Origin of the sequence: Bacillus sp. L381 (assembly GCF_030284525.1) — a bacterium.
Taxonomy (GTDB): domain Bacteria; phylum Bacillota; class Bacilli; order Bacillales; family Bacillaceae; genus Bacillus; species Bacillus amyloliquefaciens.
The window spans coordinates 395,328-411,505 of sequence record NZ_CP127224.1 but is presented as its reverse complement, the minus strand read 5'-3'; the positions used below and the strand labels follow the sequence as shown (position 1 = coordinate 411,505).

Genomic DNA, 16,178 nt, shown 5'->3' with positions numbered 1-16,178 from the left:
TTTTCTAAGAATATGTTAATTCTGCAATTGTTTTTTTAAATAGATGGTGATGTGTCCTTTTCCTAAATCCTTTTCGCCTGCACGGACGTAGCCTTTCCGCTCGTACATGCCGATCAGCCACGGATGCTTGTCCGCTGTACCCAATGATACGAAGGGGGCTTTTAAAGTATCGCGGAGCACCGTGTTCTCCAGCCACTCCAGCATTTCTGAGCCCGTCCCTTTTTTTCCGGTGTCAGGGTCGACGGCGAACCACCAAATATGAGGGACACCGTACGGCCCTGGATTCGGCCCCCATGGCATCCGCAGAGAAATCGTCGCCAGAATCCGTCCGTCTTCCTCCAGGACGTAACAGGCGTTTTTTTGGATGTTATTCAAAACGAGCTCTTTATCCGCCGTTGCCGCGGCAAAGTTTATGCCGAGCTTCCGGATCGGTTCATACGCCCGCAGTGTCAGTGAAAGCAGTTCATCAGCGTCTCTTTCCGTTGCGAGCCGGTATTGTCTTGACATGACGAGCCCTCCTTAGCCGGCATAACGATTTGCCGGTTTTTCCAGTCCGAAATGTTCTCTCAGCGTCGTTCCTTCATATTCTTTTCTGAACACGCCCCGTTCTTGTAAAATCGGAATCACTTTATCTACAAAAAGAGTGAGACCTTCAGGCAAAAGCGGCGGCATGATGTTGAAGCCGTCACAGGCTTGTTTGTCGACCCATTCTTCCATCTTATCGGCAAGCTGTTCAGGCGTTCCGACAAAGATATGATGACCTCTTGAACCCGCCACATATTTGTACAGCTCGCGGATGGTCATGTTATCGCGTTTGGCCATCTCTTGAACGAGCTTGAAGCGGCTTTTAACAGCATTTGACGCTTCCGCATCCAATTCAGGCAGCGGGCTGTCAAGCGGGTAAGCGGAAAGGTCGATGCCGCCCAGATAGTTTTGCAGAATGTTCAGGCCGACAGACGGGATGATGAGGGCTTGGAGCTCCTCATATTTTGCCTGCGCTTCTTCCTCAGTATCAGCAATCACGGGAAAAATGCCCGGCATGATCGCGATTTTTTCAGGATCACGGCCGAAAGAAGCAGCTTGTTCTTTAATAGATTGATAGAATTCCTGTGCAGATTCCAAATGGTTTTGCGCGGTAAAAATGACCTCCGCCGTTTTGGCGGCCAGCGCTTTTCCGTCTCCTGATGACCCCGCCTGAATGATGACGGGGCGGCCCTGCGGAGTGCGGGCGGCATTTAACGGCCCTCTTACGGAAAAATATGTTCCTTTATGATTCAATTCATGCATTTTGTCTTTATCAAAAAACGTCCCTGATTCTTTGTCGCGGATAAAGGCGTCTTCCTCCCACGAATCCCATAATCCTTTGACGACTTCAACGAATTCTTCCGCGCGCTGATATCTGAGATGGTGCTCAAGATGCTTTTCGCCGCTGAAATTAAGCGCGGTTGATTCAATTGATGATGTGACGACATTCCAGCCCGCGCGGCCGTTGGAAAGATGATCAAGCGATGCAATTTGTCTCGCGATGTGGAACGGTTCACTGTATGTAGTGGAAGCGGTCGCCGTCAGACCGATGCGGGATGTGACCTGAGCGAGCGCCGACAGCAGCGTAAACGGCTCAAAACGCGTTAACACATTCGGATGTGATTTGCTGTCTATTGATAAACTGTCCGCTAAAAACAGCATGTCCAATTTACCCCGCTCCGCTGTTTTGGCCAGTTCTTTGAAATAATCTAAATTCATGCTCGCGTCCGCCGGGGCCTCAGGATGTCTCCAAGAGGCGACATGATGGCCGGTACCCGCGAGAAACACACCGAGTTTGATTTCTTTTTTCTTTGTCATGACGTATCTCCTTCTATTCTGAAATACCGTTCGGAAAACATTAACACCACTAAACCTATATTTCCTAGTGAATTTATAAGAATAAATCAAAATGTACAATTGTCAGGCAAGTTTGTCAATGCATTCAGACAAAAATCATGATTTTTAAAAAAACCCGGCGCACCGGCCGGGTTATTTCTTCGAAACTGTATAGACGCTCCCTTTGACTTTTTTCTTGATCACGGCAATGATAAGCAGCAAAACGGGGAACAGCACTTGAAACGGAAGATGAATATAGATCGGCACAATTTTTAAGCCTTCATTCATGTGTTCCGAAAAATTGCTTGCGATGCTGATGGAGAGAATCAGCACTCCCAATCCGACCGGCAAGACCAGCTGGGACGGATTTTTCTCTTTAAACAGCGTGGAGACCCCCACGACAACCGAATATGTAAAAAGGCTGACTTTGAAAAAACCGCCGATGACGAGCACGAGCATAAAAAAGACATCCAGCCGGTCTAAAAACTCTTCCACTTTAATCGTCTGTATGGTGCTCAGCAGCGGGAATTGAGAGCGGAGCATTAAGTTGACGTCCAGCACACAAATATTAATCGCCACCGACATCGCCAAAAACAGACCGCTGATGATAATCGCCAGAAATCCTGTTTTCTTCACTTTTTTCCGATCTTTTAAGTAAGGGAAAATCATAACAAACACGATTAATTCACCGAACGGAATGAACATGGTCTGTTTAAACACGGAATAAATGACTGTCCCCATACCTTCCGCTAAGACAGGCTGGAGAAATCTGAGGTTTATCGTGCCGGAGCTGATAAGGAGGATCAGCCCGATGGCTGTCAGGAAATACATAATGCCAAACAGCAGCTCGCCGGCTCTCGCTATGACTTCAATTCCCTTTCTGACCGCAAATATCGCAGCAATCATCAGCATGGCATTCACAATGACAAGCGGTGTGTCCTGATAGGCGAAGGTGACAAGCATTTCGCCAAAATCCCTCAATACGCGGGCGGCGATATAAGCAAAATAGAGAATATAGAGAAGAGAGATCACCCAGCTCAAATGCCTGCCGATCAGTTCGTTCATGTAATCTCTCGGAGAAGACTCAGGAAAATATTGATACAGCGCCTGATAAACGTAGAAAAGTCCGAGACCGACAACGCACCCGAGAAGCACGGACAGCCATGCGTCCCGTCCGGCCATCGTGCCCGGCGGGATCAATAACGAACTGCCCAATTCAAACAAAATGATCATAATAAACAGCTGACGCGTGCCGATTTTCGCATTTTCCATATGCTTCGCTCCTTTCTCCTCAAATCAATCATGCTCAAGCTTGTCTGAGAGAGGATTATTCCGCAAGCCCGTTCTTCTGATGATAACTTCCGCTTTTACATCCACGGGGAGATTAGGAAAAATTTCTTCATCCCACTTCCCTTTTAACTTTTTCCATTTGTGCGGATGCTGTCGATAAATCAGGTCTCCGAAGCCGATGAAATCATTCTTATGAGCCTTAATATCTTCAATAGATTTGGTGATATCTTTGTCAAGCTGCGCGCTGAGCGCCTTTTGCATGTTCATCAGCACTTTCGGATCAGACAGATGAAAAGGGTATCTGACAGCGTCCACCATCCCTTCGACCTCAGCATGAACGTGAATATGCGGTTTTCCGTCCGGAAAAGTGGCCGTCACCTTTGTATTCTGGCGGGTGACCTGCAGACTGATTGCATGCTTAACGTTCTTCCAATCCGCATTGATGAACGTATGCTTGATTTTGTTCAGCAGCCATACCGCGCCCACACTGTCATCATCCTCGATCCAGTAATCCAGCCTTCCGTCCTTTTTGAACACAGCCAGTCCGTCAGCTGACAGCAGCGCTTTCGGTTCAGTCGTCTGCGTATTTTCCATCGTAGGACCGACTTTATTATCTCCGTGCATTTTATAACCCGGTATAAACGGCGACCCGGTCGGAGAGGCGAGATCAATCAGAACGTCCTGAAGGCTTGTTTTAATGACTCTGCCGTATTGTTCCTGCGTGAAGCTGAGCGTCTTGTTCACTTTATTGGAAGGGATTTTATCAATCGGCGTCAGCACTTTAATAATGTCTTCAGCCTTGCAATTATGCGCAATGACCGCGGTTGCGGTCGTCCTGAATTCGGTGTCACGGTCAAGATTGTCCAGAATAAAATTGAGCCCTTCCTCTTTCGCCAGCTTTTCACTGAACACCACAAGATTCGTATGCGCAAAATAGAGCCTTCTGGACACCTTCATCGAGCCTTTTCTCAAAGCTTCCGTCATATTGTCTCCGGACACGGAATAGACGGAAACCGGAGGCCGGTCTCCCGCTCCGCCGCCCTGCAGACCGCCGGCCACGTTTCCCGGGTTGATAATTTGAAAGTGAAGGACGTATTTTCCCGATTCGGTCCGGTCAATACCGATGGCGGAGATCACCGCCAAATCGGTCAGTTCTCTTTTATCCCAGCACCCAGATACAAACATGAGGGAAACCATCGTACAAAGGATGAGTATCCATTTACGTCTTTTCATTACCGTCGCCCTCTTCTATATCTTTATTAACCATTCCTCTGGATGTCTCCGGTTTCGGTCTTTGATGCTCTCCTTGGCGCCTGTTGTTTTTCTGCACGAGCAGTCCCGGCCTTTTTTCATCCGCCCACAGCGGAGCGCGGAGAAGGGAATCCTTCAGCCCGCCCGGGGACAAGGGAGCGAGCGGGGACATATACGGAAAACCGAATGAACGCAGGCCGCACAGATGAACAAACATCATGATAATGCCCAGAATCAGCCCGTAAAATCCCATCACCGCCGCCGACAAAATAAAGACAAACCGGATCAGGCGCGCAGATATCGCCATGTCAAAAGCCGGGGTCGCAAAGCTGGCAATCGCCGTCAGCGCGACGACGATAACCATGGCCGGGGAGACGATGCCGGCCTGTACGGCGGCCTGGCCGATGACTAGCGCTCCGACTATGGAAACGGCGGAACCGACAACTCTCGGAAGACGGACGCCCGCCTCCCTGAGAATCTCGAAAGCCACTTCCATCGTCAGCGCTTCAATGACGGCCGGGAACGGAACCGTCTCCCGCTGGGCGGCGATGACAATCAGCAGCTGCGTCGGAATCATTTCCTGATGAAAGGTCGTCGCCGCCACATAAATCCCCGGCGCCACCAGTGAAATGAAGAAGATCAAAACCCGAAGCATCCTGATGCTTGTGGCGATATCAAATCGTGAATAATAATCCTCAACTGATTGAAAAAATTGAATAAATAAGGCCGGCGCGAGGAGAACAAACGGCGTCCCATCCACGATAATCGCAAATCTTCCTTCCAGCAGATTTCCCGCCACAACGTCCGGCCGTTCCGTATGATACACAGTGGGAAACACGGAAAACGGCGCGTCTTCAATGAGCTGCTCAATGTAGCCGGATTCCAGAATGCTGTCGATATCAATGTGCTTCAGCCGCTTGCGGACTTCCTTAATCAGCTTTTTTTCACAAATTCCGTTGATATACATCAGCGCGACGTCCGTATTCGTCTCGTGTCCGATCTCCATTTTTTCAACCCATACATCAGGCGTTTTTACATACCTGCGGATCATGGAAATATTGGTTTGCAGAGATTCAGTGAATCCCTGCCGCGGGCCGCGGAAGGACACCTGAGTGCTCGGTTCTTGAATGGACCGGTGCTCCCCTCCTTCCGTACTGGCGATCAGCGCCTTGTCAGCCCCGTCGACAAAAATGAGCGTGCTGCCCGCCACCACCCCGGCAAAAAGGCTTTTCCATTTCTCTTCCTCTTTTACTCCGCCGATCGCAAGCGTTTTTTCGTATATCAGGCAGACCGCTTGTTCCGGCTGAACGGACGGAATATCGATTAAATCTTCCAGAAGAGATTGGCTGACAAGCTGTTCGTCTACCAAACCGGCGATATACACAATCGCAGCCGGAAGCTCTTCCTTCCCGATTTTCAGCCGGCGGATGACAACATCGGCACTGTTGCCGAACCTCGCAGACAGCTTCTTCATATTTTTCTCTAAGCTGAGGGAGATCGGCTCCTCCCGCTCTTTATCTGATTTGTTTTCCGCTTCTTTTCTGTCTTCATTGTCACGGTCGTTTTGATCGGCTTTTTTTTGTTTCTTCTGCTTAAAAAATGGCGGCATATCGCAAAAAACCTTTCCTTGTTTTTTTCATATTCTTCCTGTACGGCAAAAGATTATGCACGGCGGAAAGTCTGTATAAGTTTTGCAATATCGAAAAGGATAAAAAGGGAGAGTGATACCGCATGAAAATATTGGGAGTTTCAATTTTTTTGCTGACTTCCTGTCTGATGATTTCTGTAGGGATGGATATGCTGCAAGGTTTCAGTCTCTATGGAGCGGTTCAAAACAACCTGTCCGCTTTTAAATTGATGACCTTCTCAGAATGGCTGATGCTGTTTTTCTTCGCCCTCTTTTTAATCAAAGAAATGTTGGCTTTATATAAAATAGGTAAAAAAGATACCTGACAAGCGCCCCGCACTTCGTCACTGCTATTAAAAGCTGTATCACCTGCCCCGGCTGTATTGTGTCAAAAAAGAACACATCCCTCCTTTTTTCGGAGTTCATGTGTTCTTTTTATTGTTCAGACAGTAATGATGATCAGATGACGATATTTCCGATTTCCGTATCTGTAGTGTGTTTTACAATGACGCCTTTGATAATGCGGTTGCCGATGATTTTCGTGCTTGCGGAGGAACTGGTTTGGATGGCCGAAGCAGAAGCGGCGGAAAGGTTGTTGATGGTATTCCCCAAAACGAGGGAATTGGAGGTTCCGTTCAGATAGATGCCGATCGGGCTGCCCGCCGTTCGGTTGATCGTGATGGTATTGTCTATGACTTCATGCGTTCCGGAGTTCAGATACACGGTAACGATAAGCGGTGATGATTCAAAGCGGTTGCCGATGACAGAGGTTCCTGAGGATGTCGAACAGAAAACGGGATAGTTTTTGTAGCTTTTGAAGAGATTTCCTTTGATGACAGCCTTGGCGTCGTTTGTCACAGATACGGCATAGGACTCTGCGGCGCCCTTAAACGCATTAGGGATGAGCGTATTTCCTTCAATGAGGGCATTTCCGCCTGTGACCCATATGCCCCGGCTGAACGATTTCAGCATATTCTGTTTTACGGTGATGTTGCCGGCTGATATGCTGATTCCGTCTGTTACCTGATTCAAGGTGTTATTCATAAAGACGGTGTTTTCAGAAAGCGTGGCCCGCATTCCCGCGCTTCGTCTCGTTTCGGAATGCCCGTTTTCAATGACATTGCCGTCAACGGTCACATCTTCCGCCTTATAGACGGAAATGCCCGCATTTTCAAATTGATTGATTTTGTTGTGAGTAACGAGGACGCTTTTCCCCCTTACATCTATCCCGGTGGAAAAACCAGTAATCAAATTGTTGGAAATGACGGCATTGCTGCTGTCCTGCCCTTGTGACACACCTTGTCCGGCGATTCCGGTTCTTGAGCCGCCGTTTGACCAAAAGAGGACGTTCCCTGAAATGACAGTATGCGCGCCGTACCCGTAGCTGATTGTATTGTCGGAATGATTTCCTTCAATTAACACGTTATATCCGTTAAAGTTGGTGACTGAGCTTGCAGTGTTTCCGTAAAAGAAGTTGTTGCGGATCGTAATATGAAGAGCCTCTTCATAATCAACATCGCCTTCTCCGTAGGATTCAATATCGATTCCGAATTTCGGGGCTGTTCCATTCCCTTTCCCGGCGTCTTCAATCACGCATTCTTCCACCGTGACGGTGCTGCAGCCGGTAATTGAAATATTGTTGCGTCTTGACTGTCTGATATCGCAGCGGCGGATGGTTACATGTTCTGATGTTTCGTAATCACTGTTTGTCTTTAACCCGAGCGGACTGACAATAATGCCGTCTCCCGTAAAATCCGATATCTCCACATCTTCGATCAGTACATTGCTGCTGCCTTCAATACAGATTCCGAATCCCCATTCATGGGTCGACCGCAAAGGAACATTGATATACTTGTGTTCATCCCGTTCCCCGATGATCCGGCCCCCGGTGATGGTGACATTTTCCCGCCTGCCTATATAGAAAGCCGAGTAGCCCCAAGACCTGTTCGGCGTCACTTTAATCGTGCATTCCGGATCCATGACAATAGAGAGATGGCTCGGCACATTAATTCCGGCGTTCCTAAACGGCTGGCTGCTGTCACCGCCAAGCGTGCCGTTGATTTTATACGTTCCGGACGGAAAAAACACCGTATGACAGCCCTCGCTGACGGCTTTGGCCAAACATTGGTTGATCGCGCTTGTCACGTCGGTTTTCCCGTCTGCCGCCACGCCGCAATCCGTTATATCCAATATACGATTCGGCAAGTGATGATCTCCTCCTTTCTCTCTTATTGCCATCTTATTCCGCCATATCCCGCTCCGCCTGTACATACTTTAAATTTTATTAAAAAAGTTTATAAAGATAGTTTAGTTAGATAATATACCAATAATAATCCATTAGAATTAGGAACATTCGTCTATATTGTTCGTTATAATATCTTTTCATTCTGGAATTTTTTGAATTCAGTATAAATTATATTGACACAAGTATTATATAAGAATATGATTTTTGTAATACACTTTTTTAAGAAAGGGTTGGCTCAGGTGGCATCTATTGAAAAGGAAGCTATAACAGAAACTGTGCCGCAACGAGGCTTTTTCGGTCATCCCCGCGGCTTGTTCACACTGTTTTTCACCGAATTTTGGGAGCGTTTCTCCTACTATGGTATGAGAGCTATATTGCTTTACTATTTATACACGGAAGTCGCTCATGGCGGTCTCGGCTTTGATAAAAGCACCGCAGTTGCCATCATGTCCATATACGGATCTCTCGTATACATGTCGAGCGTCATCGGCGGATGGCTGGCCGACCGGGTATTCGGTACGGCAAACACCGTATTCTACGGCGGAATTTTAATTATGTTCGGCCACATCGCTCTTGCCTTTCCTGGCAGCACGGCGGCGTTTTTTCTCAGCATGGCTCTGATCATTATCGGAACCGGCCTGCTTAAACCAAACGTATCCAGCGTAGTCGGAGATCTATATACGAAGGAAGACGAGCGCCGCGACTCTGGTTTCAGTATCTTTTACATGGGGATCAACCTCGGCGGATTAGTTGCGCCGCTAATTGTCGGAACACTCGGACAGAAGTACAACTACCACTTAGGCTTCGGATGCGCCGCGGCCGGTATGTTCCTCGGACTGATTGTTTTCGCTCTTACGAGAAAGAAATACCTCGGCAAAGCAGGCTCTAATGTACCGAATCCGATTTCTAAATCATCAGTAATCGGAACGGGAATCGGAGTGGTCATCGCAGCCGCCGTTATTTTCGTTCTCATCCAAACCGGCTGGCTGACGATCCAGCGTGTGATTGACGTCGTCAGTGTCCTCGGCATTGTCATTCCGGTTATCTACTTTATCGTGATGTTCACAAGCAAAAAAGCGACAAGAACGGAAAAATCACGGCTTGCGGCTTATATTCCGCTGTTTATTGCGGCGGCCATGTTCTGGGCTATTCAGGAACAGGGCGCGACGATTCTTGCTTTATATGCGGATCAGCGCACGAGGCTTTCTTTTGCGGGCATGCATCTTGAGTCTTCATGGTTCCAGTCTCTGAACCCATTATTCATCGTCATTTTCGCGCCGGTGTTCGCTTGGTTCTGGATGAAGCTCGGCAAACGCCAGCCTTCAACACCGATTAAATTCGCGATCGGCATTATCCTTGCCGGATTGTCATTTTTAGTCATGGTGCTTCCGGTTATGGGCGGAAGCGGCGAGCTTGTGAGCCCGCTTTGGCTTGTGCTCAGCTTCCTTTTGGTTGTGCTTGGTGAGCTTTGCCTTTCACCGGTCGGTTTATCTGTCACAACGAAGCTTGCGCCTGCCGCTTTCTCAGCGCAGACAATGAGTATGTGGTTCTTAACAAACGCCTGCGGCCAAGCCCTGAACGCAAAAGTAGTCGGTTTGTTTGATAAGATTTCTGAAGCGGCCTACTTCGGCTCAATCGGTCTTATTTCCATCATTCTCGGTATTATTTTGGTTCTTCTTTCTCCCGTTATTAAACGGGCGATGAAAGGCGTACAATAATAGAAAAGCCTGCGGAAGCGTCCGCAGGCTTTTTTTGTGTGTTTATTGTTTTAACTCCTCAAGCGTTTCGCTCCATCTCTTCAGGACACTTTCCGGCTCGTGAAGCTGAATGGCCGGTCCGGACGTCAGATCCGCGTATTTCGCCCGATCTTCCTTGACGGAAATCACGCGGCAGCTGAACCGTTCCCGCTCGTATTTCGCCTCTTTCAGCGGCGGAAGCGCCTCACATTCCAATGTAACGTAATAGGCGGCTCCTCCGTGCCAGGCGATGAAAAGGGCTTGTCCCGAATGCAGCAGGTTTTTTACAGTCGTTGTGTTTTTCCATAAGGCGATCCGGAGATTTGTGCTGGTTACGGCCAGAATCTCACCGGCGCTGATCATGGCTGCGTGCGGACGGCCTTGTTTTGTCACGGATTGCAGTACAAATGCATCGTGCTGCTTTTTCTCAAGCTCCGTCCCGTCTAAAAGCGTGTACAGAGCTTCCGGCAAATGCTCCGTCAGCATTACGCTTTTCTTTCCGGAACAGCGGGAACTTGAGTGGCCGTCTCCGTTTCTTTCGGATCAATTTTAAATGCCGGGTTGAATGTTTCCGGATTCGTGATGCTTTCCGGTTCACAGGATCTCCATGTGAAAAAGCAGGTCTGGCATTGGTATATTTCCCAAGCGCCTTTGACCGGCGATTGGCTGACGGTTTCTCCTTTTTTCGATTCACAGCGCGGGCATGTTTTCATTGCAAACTCATCCTTTCTTATTGATTCATTAAGTCCATCAGTTTTTGTTCCCACTCTTTTGTTGTCAGCGGAGAATCAAGCGGCTGCGAATAATGGCCTCTTGTTTCCGGCGCGGCAGGCGTTGTGGCGTCAAGAATCATTTTGTGTGTCATCCCTGCCGGATCAGACCCCGGGTCAAGCGGAAGAACGGACAGGTCAGGAATAATGACTGCGTCGTGTTTCGGATGCATTTTCGTTGAGAGCGCCCACATGACTTGCGGCAGATTAAACGGATCGACATCCTCATCCACGACAATGACCATTTTGCAGTAGCCGAGTCCGTGCGGCGTTGTCAGGGCGCGCATGCCGACCGCCTTAGCAAATCCGCCGTATCGTGTTTTCGTTGAAATGATGGCGATCAGACCGTGCGTATACATGGCATTGACAGCGACGATTTCGTTCGGATATGCTTCCTTCAGCTGCTGGTAAAGAGGCACACATGTATTAATGCCGATCATATAGTCGCACTCTGTCCACGGCATGCCTAAGTACAAATGTTCAAAAATCGGATTGTTTCTATGATATACACGTTTGATTTTGATCACCGGCATGCTGCGGCCGCCTGAATAATGGCCCGTGAACTCACCGAAAGGGCCTTCGTATTCCCGTTCTCCCGCGAGAATCTCTCCTTCCAGAACGACTTCGGCGCCCCACGGGATGTCTAAGTCGGACAGCTTGGATTTGACGATTCTGTAAGGCTCCCCTTGAATCGCGCCGGCCATTTCATACTCGGATTGATCGTATAACAGCGGAGTTGACGCGGCCGTCGTAATTACCGGCTCACAACCGAGTGCGATCGTAACGGGAAGATTCACACCGCGTTCTTCAGCCTGGCGAAGATGAATTGCAATATCATGCTGAGGCACGGGCTGGATGCCGAGGCGGTCTTTTCCTTTCACCTGCATTCTGTAAATGCCGACATTCTGCTTGCCGAAATTGTCCGGGTCTTCAAGATCGCGGGAAATGACGCATGCTTTATCCAAATAATAGCCGCCGTCCCCCTGGTTGATTCTGAATAACGGAAGGATGTCAAATAGATTGATGTCTTCCGTTATTTCATTTTCATGAAACGGCGCAGTTTCTTCCCGTTTGACCGATACCGGAAATGAATCGTACCTTTTGGCGAACTCAAAGAATTGTTCTTTTACAGGCGTATCTTTCGGCATGCCCAGCATCATCGCGTGATTCGGCCAGGAACCGATCACATTCAGGGCGACCTGCGCATGATGTTGTCCGTAAATGTTGTTAAACAAAAGCGCGGGGGTTTTATCCCCGAGGTTGCTGGCTGCACGCGCGGCGGCGCCCAGATCCGGCTCCGGTTTTACCTCTTCGTTGACTGTTAACAGCTGCCCTTCTTTTTCAAGAGCGGCGAGAAATTCCCTAAAATCCTGATAGGCCATTATCAGATTCCTCCTTTTTGTTTTTCAATTCCGTACCACCGTTTCGCTTCCGGGAGACGGATGCCGAACTGGTCGAGCGTCCGGAACACAATGTGGCCGATCAATTCGTCCATGTCAGCCGGTTTGTTGTAAAAAGCCGGCATCGGCGGAAGAATGACGGAACCCATTTTTGTAAGCGCTAGCATATTCTCTAAATGGATTTGGCTGAGCGGCGTTTCTCTGGTCAGAAGCACAAGCTTTTTCCGCTCTTTCAGGATGACGTCAGCCGCTCTTGTCAGCAGATTGTCAGCCATTCCGGTGCGGATGCTTGCAAGTGATTTCATGCTGCACGGAGCGATGATCATCCCGTCCGTTTCAAACGAGCCGCTTGAAATCGCAGCTGCCTGGTCTTTGTGAGAATACGTATAGGACGCCAGTTTCTCGACATCTTTTAACGTATAATCGGTTTCATGTGTGATGGTGACATTTGCCCAAGGAGAAACGACAAGATGGGTTTCGATCTCCGCGGCCTTTAAATATTCTAAAAGCCTGATCCCGAATATGGCTCCCGTAGCCCCGGTCATTCCGATGACGAGTTTCATATTGACCCCTCCTTTACGCTTGAAATATGGTGTCAAAACCATCATACTCCTGATATATCCATATGAAAAATATTCGTTAAATCTATATATCATACCCTTTAGGTATAAAAGAAAGGAGCGCATTCTCATGGATATCCGGCAATTGCGTTATTTCGTCACCATTGCCCAAGAGCAGAAAATCACGACGGCCGCCAAAAAGCTTCATATGGCGCAGCCGCCGTTAAGCAGACAGCTGAAACAGCTCGAAGAAGAATTGGGCGTCATTCTGTTTGACCGCAATAAAAAGAAACAAATGACCCTTACATATGAAGGAAATGTATTTTTGAAAAGAGCGAAAGAGATTCTTCATAAGTTTGAGGACGCCATTATCGAGGTACAAGAGCTGAAGGAAGAAGCAGCCGGCCCTCTTGCCGTGGGGTCAACCATTTACTGCGCCGCACTCATGCTAGAGAAAGTGTCGCAGATGAAAGAGCGGTATCCTCATCTCACCTTTAACATTTGGGAAGACGAACCCGTCTCACTGCTGGAGCTCCTGGAATCCCGACAGATTGACGCCGCCGTCACCACCACCTTGATTAAGAGCGACGGCATTGAATCGAAGGAGCTTGAAGACATTCCGTGTGTATTGGTGCTGTCTGAGCATACAAAACGCCTGTGCGGAGAAACGATTAAGCTGAAGGACATCGCTTCTTTGCCTCTGATCCTTTTGCGCACCGTCAATGGAAGGGGTGTGTATGACCAAGTCCTCCATGTTTGTGAACAGTACGGTCTCGACCTTCAGGTTGTCTGTGAATGCCATGACTCCGCGACGCTTTTGAGCCTCGTCTCATCTGGGTTCGGCGCCACGATTCTGCCTTTGACGATGATTCCCGTCCATATGCGATCGCATGTCAAAACGGTCGCCATTGAGGACAACCCGTTTGTCATGACACCGGCCGTCATCTGGAGAAAAGACAGCTACCTGCCGAAGCCGGTCAGACAGTTTTTGCAATTATTTTGATCCCCGGAAACACGGAGATTTCTCACTCATGAAAACCAATTACTTGACTCATACTAAAAAAAAGTTATCCTTTACAATTGGGAGCTATTTTTTCTCAATAAAACTAATCAGAAAAGTGGGGAATAAAGAAAATGAAAAAAGCATTATTGGCTTTATTCATGATGGTCAGCATCGCGGTGCTCGCAGCCTGCGGAAACTCACAGGACAGCGGATCCAAGTCAAAAGACGGCGATCTTTGGGCTTCTGTCAAGAAAAAAGGCGTACTGACCGTCGGTACAGAAGGAACGTATGAACCATTTACCTTCCATGATAAAAAGTCTGACAAACTGACCGGATATGATGTTGAAGTCATTCAAGAAGTCGCGAAACGCCTCGGTCTGAAAGCTGACTTCAAAGAAACGCAATGGGACAGCATGTTTGCCGGATTAAATGCTAAACGGTTTGACGTCGTCGCCAACCAAGTCGGCAAAACAGGCCGTGAGAACCAATATGATTTTTCTGATAAATACACAACGTCAAATGCCGTTGTCGTGACGAAAAAAGACAGCACGATTGCGAAAGAAGCTGATGTCAAAGGAAAGACAGCGGCTCAATCATTAACAAGCAATTACAATAAATTAGCGAAAGATGCCGGCGCGAAAATTGAAGGCGTTGAAGGCTTAGCGCAATCCCTTCAGCTCATTCAGCAGGGCCGCGCTGATCTGACTTACAACGATAAGCTTGCCGTACTGAACTACTTAAAAACGTCCGGCAATAAAAACGTGAAAATCGCGTTTGAAGCTGGGCAGCCGCAACAAACTTATTTCGCATTCCGAAAAGGAAGCGGCGAACTTGTGACTCACGTCAACAAAGCGTTAAAAGAAATGAAAGAGGACGGGACTCTTTCTAAAATAGCTAAAAAATGGTTCGGCGAAGATGTTTCTAAGTAACATGCCTGAGCCCGTGATTGCGGCAGCCATTCCATGGGATCTGGTGCAGCAGTCATTCTGGCCGATTCTTTCCGGGGGAATCTATTACTCGATTCCCCTTACCATTCTTTCCTTTATTTTCGGAATGATCATCGCGCTGATTACGGCGCTCGCCAGAATGTCAAATATGAAACCATTGAGATGGGTGTTCAGCGTATATGTATCAGCGGTGCGCGGCACTCCTCTTCTCGTTCAATTGTTCATCATTTTTTATCTGTTCCCGACCTTTAATATTACACTGGACCCTTTCCCAAGCGCTGTCATCGCATTTTCACTAAACGTAGGCGCCTATGCTTCTGAAATCATCCGGGCATCTATTTCATCCGTGCCGAAAGGGCAATGGGAAGCCGGTTATACGATCGGCATGACCTATCGCAAGACATTGTTCCGCGTGATCCTGCCGCAGGCGTTTCGCGTGTCCATTCCGCCATTATCAAATACATTTATCAGCCTGATCAAGGATACATCTCTCGCGTCCCAGATTCTCGTCGCAGAGCTGTTCAGGAAAGCGCAGGAAATCGGCGCGCAAAACCTTGATCAGATCTTGGTCATCTATATTGAAGCCGCCTTTATTTATTGGATCATCTGCTTCTTGCTGTCAATCGTACAGCTTGTGATCGAACGGCGTCTCGACCGTTATGTGGCCAAATAAGGAGGTTTCGATATGCTTTCTGTTAAAGGATTAAATAAATCATTCGGCCAGAATGAAATTTTAAAAAAGATAGATATGGAGATAGAAAAAGGGAAAGTCATCGCCGTTCTGGGACCGTCCGGTTCAGGAAAAACGACGCTACTGCGCTGTCTGAACGCGCTTGAGATCCCCAATCGCGGCGAGCTGGCATTCTCCGATTTTTCAATAGATTTCTCCAAAAAAGTGAAGCAGGCTGATATCCTTCGCCTCCGCCGCAAATCAGGCATGGTCTTTCAGGCGTACCATCTGTTTCCTCACCGCACGGCGCTTGAGAACGTCATGGAAGGACCCGTTCAAGTGCAAAAGCGCGACAAAGAGCAAGTCAGAAAAGAAGCGATTGAGCTTCTTGAAAAAGTCGGACTGAAAGACAAAATGAATTTATATCCGTTCCAGCTTTCCGGCGGTCAGCAGCAGCGTGTCGGCATCGCCCGCGCGCTTGCGATTCAGCCTGAGCTGATGCTGTTTGACGAACCGACGTCAGCGCTTGACCCCGAGCTGGTCGGCGAGGTGCTCAAAGTCATTAAGGATTTGGCGAATGAAGGCTGGACGATGGTTGTCGTCACGCATGAAATCAAATTCGCGCAGGAAGTGGCCGATGAAGTCATCTTCATTGACGGCGGCGTCATTGTGGAACAAGGACCGCCGGCCCAAATTTTTTCCGCGCCAAAAGAAGAACGCACGCAGCGGTTTTTGAACCGTATACTGAATCCTTTGTAGGAGCCGATGAAGAAGCGAAACACTGATTTCGCTTCTTCTTTTTTTTGGCAGTTATGCTAC

16 protein-coding genes are annotated in these 16,178 nt (G+C 48.3%); 6 read left to right on the top strand and 10 right to left on the bottom strand.

Features of this window, described 5'->3' with window-relative positions; all coding sequences use genetic code 11:
• Window positions 1-15 precede the first annotated feature (15 nt).
• The 5 genes from QRX25_RS01935 to gerKA all read right to left on the bottom strand — a co-directional run bounded on the left by QRX25_RS01935 (window position 16) and on the right by gerKA (window position 6,010).
• Window positions 16-507 (bottom strand): GNAT family N-acetyltransferase, encoded by a 492-nt coding sequence (locus QRX25_RS01935; protein ID WP_013350994.1) that lies wholly within the window; start codon window positions 505-507, stop codon window positions 16-18.
• Between the two features lie 12 nt (window positions 508-519).
• Complete coding sequence (locus tag QRX25_RS01930; RefSeq protein ID WP_212100295.1) at window positions 520-1,842, bottom strand: LLM class flavin-dependent oxidoreductase; 1,323 nt, start codon at window positions 1,840-1,842, stop codon at window positions 520-522.
• A gap of 171 nt (window positions 1,843-2,013) precedes the next feature.
• A complete protein-coding gene (gene gerKB / locus QRX25_RS01925; protein WP_212100292.1) occupies window positions 2,014-3,132 on the bottom strand; it encodes an endospore germination permease GerKB in 1,119 nt (372 codons plus the stop codon).
• Between the two features lie 24 nt (window positions 3,133-3,156).
• Window positions 3,157-4,383: a Ger(x)C family spore germination protein gene (locus tag QRX25_RS01920; RefSeq protein ID WP_212100289.1), complete on the bottom strand. Its 1,227-nt coding sequence runs from the start codon at window positions 4,381-4,383 to the stop codon at window positions 3,157-3,159.
• Complete coding sequence (gene gerKA / locus QRX25_RS01915) at window positions 4,370-6,010, bottom strand: spore germination protein GerKA (protein ID WP_115998220.1); 1,641 nt, start codon at window positions 6,008-6,010, stop codon at window positions 4,370-4,372. Before gerKA ends, QRX25_RS01920 begins: the two co-directional genes overlap by 14 nt.
• Window positions 6,011-6,132: 122 nt before the next feature.
• On the opposite strand from gerKA, the gene QRX25_RS01910 reads away from it, so the two are divergent.
• A complete protein-coding gene (locus tag QRX25_RS01910) occupies window positions 6,133-6,354 on the top strand; it encodes a YczF family membrane protein (protein WP_065980687.1) in 222 nt (73 codons plus the stop codon).
• Window positions 6,355-6,487: 133 nt separating this feature from the next.
• Here QRX25_RS01910 and QRX25_RS01905 read toward each other — a convergent pair whose 3' ends face one another.
• Window positions 6,488-8,233, bottom strand: coding sequence for a right-handed parallel beta-helix repeat-containing protein (locus tag QRX25_RS01905; RefSeq protein WP_212100285.1), 1,746 nt, complete (start codon window positions 8,231-8,233; stop codon window positions 6,488-6,490).
• A gap of 279 nt (window positions 8,234-8,512) precedes the next feature.
• On the opposite strand from QRX25_RS01905, the gene QRX25_RS01900 reads away from it, so the two are divergent.
• Entirely contained in the window at window positions 8,513-9,991 is a 1,479-nt protein-coding gene (locus tag QRX25_RS01900) for a peptide MFS transporter (protein WP_013350987.1), read from the top strand.
• A 42-nt stretch (window positions 9,992-10,033) separates the two neighbouring features.
• Here QRX25_RS01900 and QRX25_RS01895 read toward each other — a convergent pair whose 3' ends face one another.
• Genes QRX25_RS01895 through QRX25_RS01880 form a run of 4 tightly spaced genes read right to left on the bottom strand, consistent with a single transcriptional unit; the run spans window position 10,034 to window position 12,784 of the window.
• Window positions 10,034-10,495 carry a pyridoxamine 5'-phosphate oxidase family protein gene (locus QRX25_RS01895; protein ID WP_212100282.1) on the bottom strand — a complete coding sequence of 154 codons (462 nt, stop codon included), beginning with the start codon at window positions 10,493-10,495 and terminating at the stop codon, window positions 10,034-10,036.
• Window positions 10,495-10,722, bottom strand: coding sequence for a non-oxidative hydroxyarylic acid decarboxylases subunit D (locus QRX25_RS01890; RefSeq protein WP_014469737.1), 228 nt, complete (start codon window positions 10,720-10,722; stop codon window positions 10,495-10,497). Before QRX25_RS01890 ends, QRX25_RS01895 begins: the two co-directional genes overlap by 1 nt.
• A gap of 17 nt (window positions 10,723-10,739) precedes the next feature.
• Window positions 10,740-12,161, bottom strand: coding sequence for a phenolic acid decarboxylase BsdC (gene bsdC / locus QRX25_RS01885; RefSeq protein ID WP_115998224.1), 1,422 nt, complete (start codon window positions 12,159-12,161; stop codon window positions 10,740-10,742).
• A gap of 2 nt (window positions 12,162-12,163) precedes the next feature.
• On the bottom strand, window positions 12,164-12,784 hold the full coding sequence (locus tag QRX25_RS01880; RefSeq protein ID WP_373925719.1) for a non-oxidative hydroxyarylic acid decarboxylases subunit B: 621 nt from the start codon (window positions 12,782-12,784) through the stop codon (window positions 12,164-12,166).
• An 85-nt stretch (window positions 12,785-12,869) separates the two neighbouring features.
• Between QRX25_RS01880 and bsdA the strand changes: the two genes are divergently transcribed.
• From bsdA to tcyC, 4 genes are all read left to right on the top strand, one after another.
• Window positions 12,870-13,742 carry a transcriptional regulator BsdA gene (gene bsdA, locus QRX25_RS01875; RefSeq protein WP_065980683.1) on the top strand — a complete coding sequence of 291 codons (873 nt, stop codon included), beginning with the start codon at window positions 12,870-12,872 and terminating at the stop codon, window positions 13,740-13,742.
• 131 nt (window positions 13,743-13,873) lie between these two features.
• Complete coding sequence (gene tcyA, locus QRX25_RS01870; protein ID WP_065980682.1) at window positions 13,874-14,671, top strand: cystine ABC transporter substrate-binding lipoprotein TcyA; 798 nt, start codon at window positions 13,874-13,876, stop codon at window positions 14,669-14,671.
• A complete protein-coding gene (locus tag QRX25_RS01865; RefSeq protein ID WP_013350980.1) occupies window positions 14,658-15,362 on the top strand; it encodes an amino acid ABC transporter permease in 705 nt (234 codons plus the stop codon). Before tcyA ends, QRX25_RS01865 begins: the two co-directional genes overlap by 14 nt.
• Before the next feature lie 12 nt (window positions 15,363-15,374).
• A complete protein-coding gene (tcyC, locus tag QRX25_RS01860) occupies window positions 15,375-16,118 on the top strand; it encodes a cystine ABC transporter ATP-binding protein TcyC (protein WP_115998227.1) in 744 nt (247 codons plus the stop codon).
• Window positions 16,119-16,178: the final 60 nt, after the last annotated feature.

Bases quoted from the DNA above. Each gene is read 5' to 3' on its own strand.
- QRX25_RS01930 (WP_212100295.1), bottom strand. From the start codon at position 1,842: ATGACAAAGAAAAAAGAAATCAAACTCGGTGTGTTTCTCGCGGGTACC.
- gerKB (WP_212100292.1), bottom strand. From the start codon at position 3,132: ATGGAAAATGCGAAAATCGGCACGCGTCAGCTGTTTATTATGATCATT.
- QRX25_RS01880 (WP_373925719.1), bottom strand. From the start codon at position 12,784: ATGGTTTTGACACCATATTTCAAGCGTAAAGGAGGGGTCAATATGAAA.
- tcyC (WP_115998227.1), top strand. From the start codon at position 15,375: ATGCTTTCTGTTAAAGGATTAAATAAATCATTCGGCCAGAATGAAATT.
- bsdC (WP_115998224.1), bottom strand. From the start codon at position 12,161: ATGGCCTATCAGGATTTTAGGGAATTTCTCGCCGCTCTTGAAAAAGAA.
- QRX25_RS01890 (WP_014469737.1), bottom strand. From the start codon at position 10,722: ATGAAAACATGCCCGCGCTGTGAATCGAAAAAAGGAGAAACCGTCAGC.
- QRX25_RS01895 (WP_212100282.1), bottom strand. From the start codon at position 10,495: ATGCTGACGGAGCATTTGCCGGAAGCTCTGTACACGCTTTTAGACGGG.
- QRX25_RS01935 (WP_013350994.1), bottom strand. From the start codon at position 507: ATGTCAAGACAATACCGGCTCGCAACGGAAAGAGACGCTGATGAACTG.
- bsdA (WP_065980683.1), top strand. From the start codon at position 12,870: ATGGATATCCGGCAATTGCGTTATTTCGTCACCATTGCCCAAGAGCAG.
- QRX25_RS01865 (WP_013350980.1), top strand. From the start codon at position 14,658: ATGTTTCTAAGTAACATGCCTGAGCCCGTGATTGCGGCAGCCATTCCA.
- QRX25_RS01910 (WP_065980687.1), top strand. From the start codon at position 6,133: ATGAAAATATTGGGAGTTTCAATTTTTTTGCTGACTTCCTGTCTGATG.
- QRX25_RS01920 (WP_212100289.1), bottom strand. From the start codon at position 4,383: ATGAAAAGACGTAAATGGATACTCATCCTTTGTACGATGGTTTCCCTC.
- tcyA (WP_065980682.1), top strand. From the start codon at position 13,874: ATGAAAAAAGCATTATTGGCTTTATTCATGATGGTCAGCATCGCGGTG.
- gerKA (WP_115998220.1), bottom strand. From the start codon at position 6,010: ATGCCGCCATTTTTTAAGCAGAAGAAACAAAAAAAAGCCGATCAAAAC.